The organism is Bacillus sp. FDAARGOS_1420 (assembly GCF_019344915.1).
Lineage (GTDB): Bacteria > Bacillota > Bacilli > Bacillales > Bacillaceae_G > Bacillus_A > Bacillus_A mycoides.
Genome location: NZ_JAHWJB010000002.1, coordinates 1351007 through 1365391, shown reverse-complemented (window position 1 = coordinate 1365391; position 14385 = coordinate 1351007). Strand labels below are relative to the sequence as shown.

Annotated in this window: 9 protein-coding genes and 4 pseudogenes; 2 read left to right on the top strand and 11 right to left on the bottom strand. The window is 33.6% G+C overall.

Features of this window, described 5'->3' with window-relative positions; all coding sequences use genetic code 11:
• Positions 1–92: 92 nt before the first annotated feature.
• The 5 genes from I6L50_RS17300 to I6L50_RS17280 form a co-directional block, all read right to left on the bottom strand.
• Complete coding sequence (locus I6L50_RS17300) at positions 93–728, bottom strand: FMN-dependent NADH-azoreductase (protein WP_002085876.1); 636 nt, start codon at positions 726–728, stop codon at positions 93–95.
• 238 nt (positions 729–966) lie between these two features.
• Positions 967–2952, bottom strand: a complete 1986-nt coding sequence (gene pbpC, locus I6L50_RS17295) for a penicillin-binding protein 3 (RefSeq protein WP_219302162.1) — start codon at positions 2950–2952, stop codon at positions 967–969.
• A gap of 156 nt (positions 2953–3108) precedes the next feature.
• Positions 3109–3597 carry a dihydrofolate reductase gene (locus I6L50_RS17290; protein WP_219302161.1) on the bottom strand — a complete coding sequence of 163 codons (489 nt, stop codon included), beginning with the start codon at positions 3595–3597 and terminating at the stop codon, positions 3109–3111.
• Between the two features lie 19 nt (positions 3598–3616).
• Entirely contained in the window at positions 3617–4573 is a 957-nt protein-coding gene (locus I6L50_RS17285) for a thymidylate synthase (protein ID WP_113937776.1), read from the bottom strand.
• Positions 4574–4668: 95 nt separating this feature from the next.
• The gene (locus I6L50_RS17280) at positions 4669–7263 is read right to left on the bottom strand and encodes an alpha-L-rhamnosidase (protein WP_219302160.1); all 2595 of its coding nucleotides are present in this window, start codon (positions 7261–7263) and stop codon (positions 4669–4671) included.
• 184 nt (positions 7264–7447) lie between these two features.
• Between I6L50_RS17280 and I6L50_RS17275 the strand changes: the two are divergent.
• Positions 7448–8907 (top strand): annotated as a pseudogene (locus tag I6L50_RS17275) (serine hydrolase).
• 170 nt (positions 8908–9077) lie between these two features.
• Here the strand turns inward: I6L50_RS17275 and I6L50_RS35680 are convergent.
• From I6L50_RS35680 to I6L50_RS17260, 3 genes and pseudogenes are all read right to left on the bottom strand, one after another.
• Positions 9078–9940, bottom strand: a pseudogene (locus tag I6L50_RS35680) (phosphatase PAP2 family protein).
• Positions 9941–9962: 22 nt separating this feature from the next.
• Positions 9963–11072 (bottom strand): alpha/beta hydrolase, encoded by a 1110-nt coding sequence (locus tag I6L50_RS17265; protein WP_219302159.1) that lies wholly within the window; start codon positions 11070–11072, stop codon positions 9963–9965.
• A gap of 132 nt (positions 11073–11204) precedes the next feature.
• Positions 11205–12086 carry an AraC family transcriptional regulator gene (locus I6L50_RS17260; RefSeq protein ID WP_219302158.1) on the bottom strand — a complete coding sequence of 294 codons (882 nt, stop codon included), beginning with the start codon at positions 12084–12086 and terminating at the stop codon, positions 11205–11207.
• Between the two features lie 179 nt (positions 12087–12265).
• Here I6L50_RS17260 and I6L50_RS17250 point away from each other — a divergent pair.
• Positions 12266–12493, top strand: a pseudogene (locus I6L50_RS17250) (S41 family peptidase); the annotation flags it as partial.
• Positions 12494–12529: 36 nt separating this feature from the next.
• Here I6L50_RS17250 and I6L50_RS17245 read toward each other — a convergent pair.
• From I6L50_RS17245 to I6L50_RS17240, 3 genes and pseudogenes are all read right to left on the bottom strand, one after another.
• A complete protein-coding gene (locus I6L50_RS17245; RefSeq protein ID WP_219302157.1) occupies positions 12530–13462 on the bottom strand; it encodes an aminoglycoside phosphotransferase family protein in 933 nt (310 codons plus the stop codon).
• Between the two features lie 11 nt (positions 13463–13473).
• Positions 13474–13622: pseudogene (locus I6L50_RS36005) on the bottom strand (VOC family protein); the annotation flags it as partial.
• A gap of 43 nt (positions 13623–13665) precedes the next feature.
• A complete protein-coding gene (locus tag I6L50_RS17240; protein ID WP_181150751.1) occupies positions 13666–14301 on the bottom strand; it encodes an HAD family hydrolase in 636 nt (211 codons plus the stop codon).
• Positions 14302–14385 lie beyond the last annotated feature (84 nt).

The following is a 14385-nucleotide window of genomic DNA, read 5'->3' as shown; positions in this document are numbered from 1 at the left end:
TCATTCCGACCTTCATTATACTAGACAAACGAAGGAAAAAGAAGAAAAAATGTCCAAACAACAAGTGTTTGGACATTTTGAAGTTTTCTATATTAGAAACGTTTCGCTAATTCGCGTGCACTTGCAATTGCTGCTTCTTTAATGTCTTGTGCTTTTTCAGGATTTGCATTCATTCCTTCAACTGCAATATATTCAGTGTCTGATACACCCATGAATCCTAATACTGCATTTAAATGATTGCGACCGAAGTCCATAGATGCGTATGCTCCTTCAGAGTAAACGCCGCCTGTAGCTTGAATATGAAGTGCTTTTTTTCCTTCTAGTAAGCCAACTGGACCATTTTCAGTATATTTAAATGTTTTACCTGCGATTGATAAGTTATCTAAGTATGCTTTCACTACTGCTGGGTAGCTGAAGTTCCACATTGGAGTCACGAATACATAACGATCTGCATGCATAAATGTTTCTAGGTTTGTGTTCATTGCTGCAACTTTTTGTTGCTGATTTTCACTTAAAGCTTCGAATCCTTCGCCTGCTGCAAATTTACCCCAAGCAGCGAATACGTCTGCATCGATTGCTGGTACAGTTGTATTGAATAAATCAATTGTTACAACTTCGTCTTGTGGATGTTCGTTTTTATATGATTCGATGAAAGCTTCCCCTACTGCCATACCGAAAGAACCTTCTGCTGAATTTGGATTTGCTGTAATAAATAGTACTTTTGTCATTGTATTATCTCCCTTTTTCTAATTTATCTTTAACTCGAGATTTATTATTTTATAGTAAATAACTTACCTAATGTAAGTATAATACAAAAAGTTTTAATGACTGTCAATAAAAATAGCTACTTTTTTTTCGTAAGTTAATAAGTTATATTATTTCAGTTAGTTTTTGTATACAAATATTAAGGTTTTAATCAAATAAAAGACTATCTCCATATTTCATGGAGATAGTCTTCTTCAATTACTACTTTTGAAAAACATGTTTCACTTTTTCAGCCGGAATATTACTTCCACCTCTACCTTTTACATCTTCAATCATCATTGTAATGACCATATCAGGTGAATTTAAATCAAACGCAGCGAACCAACCTAGTTCTTTTCCTTCTGCCTCTTTTGATACTTTTAATTCTGCTGTTCCTGTTTTACCAGCGAGAGTCATACCATCAATTTTCGCAATTTTCCCCGTACCATCTGGATCGTTAATTACTTTCGTTAAAGCCGTTTTCAATATATCTTGATTTTCTTTAGAAATCACGTTCTCTTTCCAAGCTTTTGGTTGTTTATCTGTTTTAATAAGATACGGTGACGGAATCTTTCCATCATTTACAATCGGTGCATAAGTTAAAGCTAAATGAAGAGGAGTCATTAAGACTTGTCCTTGTCCATATCCTGTATCTGCCATTTGAATATCATTTTTTATGCCATCATTTGCGATTTTAGAAGCTGGGAATCCGTATTCAATTGGTAATTTCTCATCAAATCCGAATTTTTTCGCCTCAGCCATAAATTTATCTTTTCCAATTTTCAAAGCTTCTTGTGCGAAATAAATATTATCCGAGTACTTCATTGCCTTATCAAAATCAATCGGATTTGCATCTTTTACACGTGTTACGTAATAATTGCCCCAAGAAGAATCTTTCGTCCATTTCAGTCCTTCTATTTTCAATTCTTCTTTTGGATCGATTGTTTTTGTTTCAAGACCAATTGCACCTGTAATTGGCTTAAATACAGAACCTGGTACCGATAATTGTGTAAATCGATTCGTCATCGGTTTTTTCGGGTCATTATTCCAAGCCTCGCGTTGTGCTTTTGATGTTCCTCGTGCAATTAAATTAGGATTATAAGCTGGACTACTTACAAGAGCAATTGTTTCTCCACTTTTCGGATTAATTGCCGCACTTGAACCAGCTTCTCCCTTCATTTCATTATACGTTTTTTCTTGAACAACACTATCGATAGTTAAAGTTACATTTTCTCCATCAACAGCATCTGTTTTCGCTAAATTTTTAATTTCTTTTCCTTGTGCATCTTCCATGAAGACACGGCCACCTTTTTTCCCGCGTAGCTGTTCTTCCAATACTTGCTCTAATCCAGCTTTACCAACTGGATCATCTGCTTGATAGCCTTTCTTTTGAAGCGTCTTTAAATCTTCAGCATTTACTTTTCCGATATAACCAGTTAAATGAGCTGCTGCTTCTCCTAATGGATATGTACGAACATTTACTGGTTTTGTTGAAACACCTGGTAAATCGATGTACGTATTTTGCGTTGCCCCATCAGGTAAAATTCCAATTGGTACGAGATACCCTGGTTTTACCCATTTAGCAGCTAGTTTTTGATCAATTTCTTCTACAGACATATTTAACAACTTCGCTACTGTTTCTTTCGTTTGCGGAGCAGTAGCGTCTAATTTTTCTGGAACGATTCCGATCTCAGAAGCTTTCCCATTCGTCGCAAGACCTTTTCCATTACGATCGTAAACTTCACCACGTTTTGGTTGCGTCGTTTGCATACGCACTTTACTATCTTTTGTCATGCCAGGGAAAATGAAATCAGGAGTCCAATCTATTTTCCAAGATTCTTTATCTCCATCTTTTTCTTTCACCATTTTTGCTTCATGGCCAAAAGAGATATTACCACCAACTGTATCCATACTTACTTTAAAAGGAACAGGGCCATTCTCTTTCTTATCCTCTTTTACTTCGCCAGTCTCTACTTTTAAGTTTTTCACTTCTATACCTGCATAAATTTTTTCATATTTCTCTGTGAAATCTTTTTTAGAAATATTCTTTTTTGCATTTTCTGATAATTGATCATACATATCAGCAAATTTTTTCTTATTCCATGCTTTTGCATATGTATCAAACGCTTCTTGTGGTTTTTCTTCTTTACCGCATCCGACTAGCATTAATGCAAAGCAAAGAAAAAGAATCCCCCATATTTTTCTCAACCGATTCTCCTCCTCTTTCTATATGAATACTTTTGAAAATTTTAGCATTTTTCACATGCTACCTTTCATTATAGCACTATTGAATATCATCTATAAACTTACATTTATAAATACAAATAAAAAAATTGATGCGAATACTCACATCAATTTTTATTATTATTGTTGTTTCTCGTATACATGGTAATAATACGTATACGGATTATTTTCATCCGTTAAACCTTTTTCTACAAAAATCTCTTTCCAATTTGTCATATCCATTTCTGGGAAGAATGTGTCCCCTTCAAATGCGTGGTGGATTTTTGTTATATATAACTTGTCTACATAAGGTAAAAAGAGATCATAAATTTGCGCTCCGCCAAAAATAAAAATCTCTTCTTCATTTTTACATAGTTCAAACACTTCTTCTACAGTATGAGCTACTTCGCAGCCTTCTACATGATACCCTTCATTACGAGTTACAATAATATTACGTCTTCCAGGCAATGGTCTACCAATTGCTTCATAGTTCTTTCTCCCCATAATAAGTGGGTGACCCATCGTCGTTTTCTTTACATACTGTAATTCACTCGGTAAACGCCAAGGTAAGTTATTATCTTTACCAATTACTCTATTCTCGTCCATTGCGACCATAAATGAAACAATCATCTTGTCATCTCCTCTACAATTACACTGCAACCGGTGCTTTAATTGCTGGGTGCGGATCATATCCTTCAATCGTTAAATCTTCCATTTCAAAATCAAACACAGATTTTACATCTGGATTTAATGTAAGTTTCGGGAATGGACGTGGTTCACGTGCCAATTGCTTTTCTACTTGTTCAAAATGATTTGTATAAATGTGTGCATCTCCAATTGTATGAACAAATTCTCCTACTTCAAGACCACATTCATGTGCAATTAAATGTGTTAAAAGTGAATAGCTTGCAATGTTAAATGGAATGCCAAGGAATATGTCACCGCTTCTCTGATATAACTGACAAGAAAGCTTTCCATCTGCTACATAAAACTGGAATAGCGTATGACAAGGCGGTAAAGCCATACTTGGTACATCTTCAGGATTCCAAGCAGAAACAATTAGCCGGCGTGAATCTGGTGTTTTCTTAATCATTTCAATTACATCTTTTAATTGATCAAGTGTCTCACCAGCTGTCGTTTTCCAAGCACGCCATTGCTTTCCGTATACGTCTCCTAAATATCCAAATTTCGTTGAGAATTCATCGTCTTCTAAAACGTTCTTTTTAAACAATTCCATTTGCTCATCGTATTGCTTCTTAAATTCCTCATCTTGTTGTGAGCGAAGACCGAAATCTGTCATATCAGGGCCAGTATACTCATCGCTTTCTACCCAGCTCTTAAACGCCCATTCATTCCAAATATTATTATTATGTTGCAATAAATAGCGAATATTTGTATCACCTTTCATAAACCAAAGCAGCTCACTTGCTACTAGGCGAAATGGCACTCTCTTTGTCGTTAATAGAGGAAATCCTTTACTAAGATCGAAACGCATTTGATATCCAAATACAGATACAGTACCTGTCCCTGTACGATCTTCTTTCTTCGTACCGTGCTCCATTACATGACGGCATAAATTTAAGTATTCATATTCAACATGTTTCATATGTAGAAAAACCTTCTTTCAATCGTATATGAGATTTATCATAACATGAAAAACATCGAATTTAATAATCCAAATTAATAAAAAACATTTCTATATTAACAGAATTCTACCTCATTTATTTTCTTACAAAATGTAAATTCATAATCGCCCGATCCTAGTTCCTTTTCAACCCTATCCCTTGTTTCCCATTCAGCTTCCTGAATTCGTAACGTTGCTGTAGTATTCGCTGGTACTGAGATATTTAATATAGCTTGTTCATGTTCTACACGCCAATCAATTTTAATTTCTCCATACGCTGTTTCACGCTTTATATTTATCCATTCTAGATTGGAATCAAAATAAGGCTGGATATAAAAATGTTTATATGCAGGCTTTGTTTCATTCACTTCTAACCCAACAATATATCGGTATATCCATTCAACGATAGAACCGTATGCGTAATGATTATAAGAATTCATGTTATCCTTCCAAAGTGTTCCATCTTCTTTCACACCATCCCAATGTTCCCAAATCGTTGTAGCACCTTTTTTCACTTGATATAGCCAAGATGGATAATCTTCATGAAATAGAAGCTTACAAGCAAGGTCATGACGTTTAAACTTGCTTAATATTAAATTCAAATACGGTGTTCCTATAAAACCAGTTGTTAAATGATTTTTATTTTCTTTTAAAAGCTCAATTAAGCGATTAAATATTTTCTCCTTCACATTATCATTTACCAATTCAAACAAAAGCACCAATACGTGGGCAGTTTGGGTATCTGAAATTAATCTACCATTTGGTGTAACGAATTCATTTTGAAATGCTTGAACAATATTTGTGTGTAACGCTTCATAAAACTTAGCATCTGTTTTTTCACCTAAAATCTCAGCAATTTTTTGTAAAAGCGATGTTGAATACCCATAAAAAGCCGTCGCAATAAAATGCTTGTCTGTCCCGCCTTCATATACATCTGGTTTCGTATCTAATGCAAGCCAATCTCCTAAATGATAACCTGTATCCCATATATACTCGTTCTCACCTTGTGAACGTATGTAATCTAAATACTTCTTCATACTGTCATATTGTTCTTTTAAAATCGATACATCTCCATAATATAAATAATGAACCCACGGACAAATAATGACTGCATCGCCCCAACCTCCTGAAGTATCAAGATCAAAATCCGCTCTTTTTCCAAACGCATCTGGAATAACTAAAGGCACAGCTCCGTTAACATTTTGGTCTAATGATAAATCTTGAAGCCATTTTTTAAAGAACGATTGGACATTCATGATTTGTGTAGCTGTCCCGATGAACATTTGTGCATCTCCTGTCCATCCAAGTCGATCATCACGCTGCGGACAATCTGTCGGCACATCAAAGAAGTTACTTCTTTGGGACCATTCCACATTATGATGAAGCTGATTGATTAATGGATTGGACGTTTCGAACTCAGTCGCTTTTTCCATATCAGTATGCAATACGATCCCCTCAAAATCTGTTATTTGAGGTGGCTGAGTTAATCCACTTATTTTCACATACCTAAAACCTTGATATGTAAAATGAGGCTCAAACCTTTCCTCTTCTTCTCCTTTTGCAATATACACTATTTTTTGTTTTGCCTTTCGGAGATTTCCAGTATAAAAACTACCGTCTTTATTTAATATTTCAGCATGTTGTAATTCTATTTTTTGCCCAATATAAACATGACGGACTGTAAATCGCACCCACCCTACCATATTTTGTCCCATATCAATGAGCCACTCGTGATTTGGTAATTTTGAAATAGAGATTGGTTTTATGATTTTCATTTTACGAATCGATTCGTTTTCTTGTGCAACAATTATTTGTTTAGAATGCTCAATTACTTCAACATCCTCAAACTCTTGTCCACTTTCTTCTAACCTAGCGTCGTAAACTTCTCCGCCATAGATTTCCGAATATAAAATAGGGCTTTTTGCTACCTTCCATGTTTCATCTGTTACAATTTTTTCTTTCGCCCCATCTTCATATGTTATATGTATTTGAGCAATTGTCGCACGTCTTTCCCCGTAATAATTACGTACATGATGCATTGTAAGTGGACCCTTATACCACCCATTACCTACCAGCACAGAAATAACATTGTGCTCATCCTTTAATAAATGCGTTATATCATACGTTTGATACAGTACCCTTTTATCATAACTTGTCCATCCAGGAGTAAAATAACAATCTCCAATACGCTCTCCATTTATAGAAGCCTCATATAATCCTAAACTTGTGATAAATAAACGTGCTTTTTTAACTAATTTTTTAATAGAAAAATTTTTATTAAATGACATAACTTGCGTTCGCTCGTTTTTCGCAGCAATCCAGTTTCCTATCCAATTTTCTTGCCTTTGTAATCCAGTCTCCCAAAATGCTACATTTGACCAAGTTGACTCTTCCCCGTGATTATCCCACACCTTTACTCGGTAAAAATAACGCGTCTCCGCCCTATATTGATATGAATTTATCGGTATGTGTAAACTTTGATCTGTTTCTACTTTCTGTGAATCAAATAATATAGTTTCAAAATCTTTATTCGTCGTAACTTGCAATTGATAAGCAAGTTGTTTTACATTTCGGTTACTCGACTCAAGCTGCCAACTCATTTTAACAACTTTTGAATCTATACCTATCGGATTTTTTTTATTATCGCAAAGCACTCTCTTTATTGTTAGCACACTTCTTCACCATCTTTTCTAAATCTTAATTTAAATTAATTATAATAAAAATAAAATTCTAAATAAATAATAATTTCATTCATTCTTACAAAATTATTAACTTTCCACATTTATAAAGGTTTTCATTTTCTATTACCGAAAGTATAGTGCGGTAGGATAAAATTTATATTTGGAGGTTAGAAGCATGTCTAAAATTGAAACTCCTGTTATGACTTCTTTACAAACAACGGTTGAAAAAATGATGAAGGATTTAAATGTTCCTGGTGCTGCTGTAGCTGTTATAAAAGACGGTGAAGTTATTATTTCGGAAGGTTTCGGCTATCGTAATATAGAGACAAAAGAGGCTGTTACACCGAGTACTCGGTTCGCAATTGGTTCCTCAACGAAAGCTTTTGGCACACTTTCATTGAGTTTATTAGCACAGCAAAAAAAGTTTACTTGGGATACTCCTGTCCAGACTTATATACCTAACTTCTCTTTATCTGAACTACTTGCTAGCTCACAAGTTACAGGACGAGATTTGGCTTCCCATCGTACTGGGGTAAGTCGTCACGATGCTCTTTGGTACAGTTCTTCTTTAACTCGAAAAGATATAGTAGAAAAAATAAAACATTTATCACTTGATGCTCCGTTTCGCACAGCATTTCTTTATAACAACTTAATGTATGCGACAATTAGTTATATTGTAGAAAACATTACGAATCAAACATGGGAACAATATGTTGCAGAACATATTTTAGAGCCTTTAAATATGGATCAAACAAACTTCTCTGTTACAGACTCACAAAATACAGATGATTACGCATTACCTTACGTTGAAAATAACGGTGAAATGAAAGAAGTTCCATTCCGTAACATTGATACAGTTGGCGCTGCTGGATGTATTAATTCTACAATTGAAGATATGGCAAATTGGGTACTTCTTCACTTAAACGAAGGGAAATTTGGTGATCATGAACTAATCTCCTCTGAATTATTACAACAACTGTGTACACCACATAATTCAATTCCAGATCAACCAGCTTTATCACTTCCTGAATCTCCATTAAATAGTTATGGGCTTGGTTGGTTTATTAGCGCTTACCGTGGTTATAAAATGATTCATCACGGCGGTAATATCGATGGATTTTCAGCGTTTGTTTCATTTATGCCAAATGAAAATGTAGGTCTCGTTATATTAACGAATGCTGGAGGTACATTACTGCCTATATATCTTGCTAACCAAATTTACGACGAGCTACTCGGATTAGAATCTATCGACTGGCATAAACGTGCTGTAGAAGATAGTGAAAAAATGAAGGAAATGATGAAAGAAACAACTGAATCCATTCCTGAACAAATTAAAGGTACTACACCTTCTCACAAAAGTTAGAGGATTATACTGGTACTTTTGAACATCCTGCATATGGAACATTACAAGTATACAAACGAGATGATTCGTTATATGTACAATTTATGGAGATGGAAATTCAATTAGGGCATCATCACTACGACATTTTCTCTGCAGAAGTTGATTTATTCCAAATGAAAATGAGTTTATTATTCTCTTATGAAATGAATGTAAGTGGTGAATTCCCATCGCTGCAGTTACATGTACCTGCAATGCTAAGTACCCAACCTCTTACATTTACTAAAATTGAATAGTTAATTTTATAGAGGGAAGCTTTCGCTTCCCTCTATTTTTTCACAAGTAGAAATTCTATCTAAAACTATTAATTTGATTATCTAATTGAACAAATGATCTTTTAATATTAATCAAACCATTCATCATTAAATAATCTCAAAATAATCCTTCATAGAGCATTGTTTTCTTATTACCGTTTTACCGAATATGGAAGAATATAGTTATTGTTGGCGAGTTTATTTTTCTTATCTCTCCATATAATTTTTTTCAAACACATAAAAACAGTAACTGAAATAGCGACTCCAACTGTAACATCAGAAGCAAAATGAGCTCCTACCACAATACGACTCATTGGTACTATTATCATCCATAAAAGAATGAGAATCCAAACACCTATTTTTTTCTTTTTAACGAAGCGAAATATTCTGGTAATAAACTAAACCAAATGACTAACGCTGCATTAGCACTATGGCCTGAAGGGAATGACATAAACTCATCACTTTTAGCAATTCCTTGAGGTATAAACCATCTTGAAAACCCTTCAAATGATCCAATAGAAATCATATGACGATAGCGTTCTCTCCCCCAACCTAGTTTTATTAGATTAAATGTAATTAACACAATAACTACACTTAATAATCCAATTAATGCAATGTCTCTCAATCTTGCATCATCATATTTACTCCATGATTTAGAAATCATATAGCAAACTACAATAAAGCAAAGCATAAAAATTGGAATTTAAATTTTTGAAATGGTTAAATAATGTACTAGCATAAATGCATCTATAAAAGCGAACAAAAGAATGATTGCTCCATAGCTAATTCCAGATAGATAATATCCTCTTGAACCTTTATTCTTTCTAGCTTTAAATAAATACATACTAGAAAATAAAGCAATAAGCATCGCTGGAATTTCTCCTATAGCTTGTAAAAAAAGAGCGACCTTATTAGTTGGTTCATATAAACTATTGGATATTTGTAAGTCTGTAAATGCAAAGATACATAGTAGAATAGCAAAGCTAACAATTAATATCACTTTTCTATTTTTCATCATTCTCCCTACTTTCTACTTTCTACTTTCTACTATGCTTTAATATAAAATTCCCCATCTCAATTGCTAAATCTTCACTTTGGGGATAAACACCTACATTATCTCCATAAGCGTGCCCTAAACCACGATAAAGGACTGTTTCAGTATCCACTCCTTTTTTAGTCAATTTAGCTGCATACGCTAAACATTCTATCATTAAAAAATCATGCTCTCCTACCGTAATAAATGTACTTGGATAGTCCGGGGATACATCAACATATGGACTTAAATACTTAGAATGAATTTCTTTCGTACCAAGTACTTCTGACATACCTCCAACCATTGAATGCATTATATTAAGCATTTTTTCTAATCCTTTTTTATACTTTGGAGCAATTTCATATTTATCTATACTCCAAGAATAAAATTCATCTTCATAGTCGCACATGTTAATTGTAGGATACAGAAGCAACTGTCCCTTCACGTACTTCCTACCATCTTCCAAATCTTTAGTTGTACAATACTGTGTTAAGTTCCCTCCTGCACTATCACCTGCCACAAAGATATTATTCTTATCACCGCCTAATGTGCCAGCATTCTCATAAATCCACTTTAAAGTAGTGTAACAATCTGTATGCCCAGTTGGAAAAGGATTTTCTGGAGCTAATCGATAATCCACAGAAACAGCTAATATATCTGTTTTCTCAACTATCAATTTCACAAGTTCTTCTACTACATCTGGTGATCCCGCCATAAATCCACCACCGTGAATAAAGTATAGAATTGGTGCATTCTCTTGTTTAGAACTACTATTATAAATTCTTATCGGAATATCAAACCCATCTCCAGCTTTCACAGTTTTATGCATAATATTAATATCTTTAGTGACAATGGGAACACTTTTAATCGCATTAAATTGTTTTCGCATATTCCTTACCGACTTTTCAGAAGCGTCCATTTTCATCATATTTTTAGGCATAAACCTCATTACATTCATTTGAACCTTCATGTCCTTATAAAGACGTGGATCCATCGCTCCTTTTTCATCACAATCTGGTATGTTTTTTACTAAAACTTTTGCCCCCTGTACATTAATGATTTCTTGTTTTTCTTGCATTTTTTCTAATAAGTCTAAGTCATATTTTCTAGTCATCTAATATTCATCCTCTCTTATTTTAAGCGTTTTCATTTTGGGGGATTATATAAATCCCCTTTGAATCTTACTTCAAACGCTATTATTAAATTAAAAACGTTCCATGTACAAAATGTACCATGGAACGTTTTTTTATTGTTGTTCATATTTGATTCGATTATTGTCATTTTTTGATATGATATTTTTCCTATACTGTAATGGTGTATATCCGTATTTTTCTTTAAACTGTGAAATAAATGATTTTACATTTGGAAATCCGTGTTTTACTGCTATATCTTGTATAGAATTTGTACTATTAATAATATCTTCATACGCTTTATAGAGCCTGTATCTCGTTAAAAAAGTGGTGAAATTTGATCCGAACGATTTTTTGAACATACGGGAAAAATGTTCTTCACTTACAAAAAAATGTTTAGCTACATCTTTCAGTTTTAGTTCCTCATCATAATGTTTATAAATATACGTAATCATTTCTTTCTGTTTGTTTCCAAGTTGATAATTATTGTCTATACTCTCTCCATCTTTGCAATATCGCAATAGAATATAAACAATTTCATAAATTAAACTATTAATTTTTATGTAACTTAAATCATCAGAATTTGCGACTAACTCCTTTAATTCATAAAATATTTGCTGGAGGTTCGTTTTCTGAACAACTAATTCTTTTATATTAAATCTATATTTATCAAAATCTCCATTTACCTCTTTAAGAAATTCATAAGAAATAATTAACATCATTACTGCACAACTTGTATTCTCAACTTTTTCGAATTCATGAACATCTCCACTATTCACAAAAATAAATTCGCCAGCGGATACTTTCTTTTTTTGCCCATTCACATACAAGAAAACCTCTCCATATACGACTAGGCTAATTTCAATACTTCTATGCCAGTGAGGAGGAATATAATAGTGAAAACCAGTAGGTAACATTGTGTCCTCTATATATTCAACCATTCCTGGAATTCTATCGCGTAATTTTATTTCTTCATATTTGCCTTGCCTGATTTTCAATAGTCCACCCCCTATTTTCATTATAAAATAGATGTCAAGTTTCTCATTACATTTCTGCGCTCGGAGTATATGCAACCTCTATGTTAAATCCATTAGAATCATAAAAATCGATTGTTTAGTAATCATCCGAATATTGATTCATTTTGATTAGGTCACGTATTATTTTCACCTTAGTCTTAAAAAGAACTGCTGGTTTAAATGATTATTCTAATTTAGCAGTAATGGAATGGGCTGATACATTCGCTCTTTACTATCCTACTTCACGGCTTTCTATTATAGATAAAGGTGAAGGAATGTCCGGAATTGGTATACAACCGCACATACATATCCCATGGACTCCGGAACATATACAAGAAGATGTGGATTTAAAGTTAGCATTACAACTGCTTCAAAACGAAGAATGGTAAAAAAATAAAGGTAGATGTGCATCACACCTACCTTTTCTATTTCATATCAATCTTTTCTGGTTGAAACCAAATTGGCTTTAATAACTCACAGTTTTTATGATCCTCTAAAACTATAGTAAGACGTTCTAACGTATCATCTAACATATGCGGTGCTGCTCGTAAACTCCAGACAACTGAAGAAAAAACTGTCATGCCAACGTAAACCGCATATAATTTCCAAAACTCCTCTGGTATTCTCCCATTAAAGTATCCTTCTATTTGTCCGATTGAATATGGAATACTAATGTCCCTTGCAAATAGTGCTATTTTTACGAAATCATGAAGTGGGTCGCCCCAGTCGTAGCCATTAAAATCAACAACACCTACATATTTCGCATCACGTACAATTATATTTTCTAAATGAAAATCATCGTGTTGAAATCGATTTGGGCGGTTCTTTAAATATTTTTCATTTTCATCTATAAACTTTATGATTTTATCATCATTTTTAATTTGTATTCCGCATGTTTTATATGCCTCTACATATTTTCGATGTTTTTTCATTGCTCTTTCATACCATGGGAGTATATCCTTAGGAGCTTCATGTGTATGCATTTTTGCTAAGTCTTTTCCTGCTGCTATACCAATATCATATTGTTCTCTTGGCATATATGTAGTCAATAGCTTCTTAGCATCTTCTCCTTCTAAATATGAAAAAATACTATAACATAAATCTTCTTCCTCCAATATACCGAGTTCAATTGGTCTTTGAGCCTGCACGTTACGTTTTACCATTTCATTTAAAATTTGAAACTCTATTTTTTTCCTATCATACTCTTTTATATCACCTGTCCGTAATAAATATTTTTTATCATCACTAGTCGTAATAATATATTTTTTATCAGGTGAGAAACCTTTAGAGATTTCTTCAATATTTGCAGCATCTTTTACTATTTGTATATTGTTTTTCCACGTTGTAATTATCTTCATGTCTATTCTCCTTACATTTCTGTATTCGGTGTATACGCAACCTCTACAATAAAGCCCTTCGGGTTATAAAAGTCTATTGTATAGTAACATCCGAATAATGATTCATTTCAATTGGACCACGTATAACCTTCACCTTATTGCCAGTAAGAAACTTTGCTACCCAAAATTCAATATGATGAATACCTGCTCAAAGTTTATTTATATTAAGAATGTGCCGCCTGTACTACTTGCACAATTTCCCCTGGCGTATTAACCATATAATCTGGCGCGTCTCCTTTTACTGTCTCAATTACGTCATACCCCCACGAAACCCAAATGACATTCACACCAGCTTTTTTACAAGCTGCAATATCACGTTGTTCATCACCGACATACAACATATCTTGTTCTGTTAGCTTTTTCGACTTTAAAAATCTTTTAATCATTTTATCTTTACCAAACAAATTTTTAGAACAATACACTTCTTGAATATTTTCTATGCCATTACTATGTAAAAATGCCCTAATATGCTCTTCTGAGTTCGAAGATATAACCGCAATCCCGTATCCTTTTTTATGTAATTCATCTAATACATCCTTCATCCCATGGAATAAAACGAGATCTTTTATGGCAGGTTGATATAATTTATAAAACTCTAACGCCAATATAGGAAGTTTATAAAGTGGTACATCGAGTTTTTTACATCTTTCAAAAATAGTCAATTTTCGTAAAGGCTCAATTTCTTCCTCACTAACTGTCTTATATCCATGCTTTTCAGCAAGTTGATTATAAATTGGTACAAATATATTTTGTGAATCTACTAATGTGCCATCAAAGTCAAAAACGATATATTTTTGCATCCCCATACTCCCTTTTTTCTTTTTTCCTAAACATATGTTATTCAACAACATAAATGTCGTATCCTTTCATAAAGAAAAAAAGAA

Excerpts from the sequence above, each read along its gene's own strand:
- I6L50_RS17240 (WP_181150751.1), bottom strand. The coding sequence starts at position 14,301 with ATGCAAAAATATATCGTTTTTGACTTTGATGGCACATTAGTAGATTCA.
- I6L50_RS17290 (WP_219302161.1), bottom strand. The coding sequence starts at position 3,597 with ATGATTGTTTCATTTATGGTCGCAATGGACGAGAATAGAGTAATTGGT.
- I6L50_RS17245 (WP_219302157.1), bottom strand. The coding sequence starts at position 13,462 with ATGAAGATAATTACAACGTGGAAAAACAATATACAAATAGTAAAAGAT.
- I6L50_RS17265 (WP_219302159.1), bottom strand. The coding sequence starts at position 11,072 with ATGACTAGAAAATATGACTTAGACTTATTAGAAAAAATGCAAGAAAAA.
- I6L50_RS17285 (WP_113937776.1), bottom strand. The coding sequence starts at position 4,573 with ATGAAACATGTTGAATATGAATACTTAAATTTATGCCGTCATGTAATG.
- I6L50_RS17300 (WP_002085876.1), bottom strand. The coding sequence starts at position 728 with ATGACAAAAGTACTATTTATTACAGCAAATCCAAATTCAGCAGAAGGT.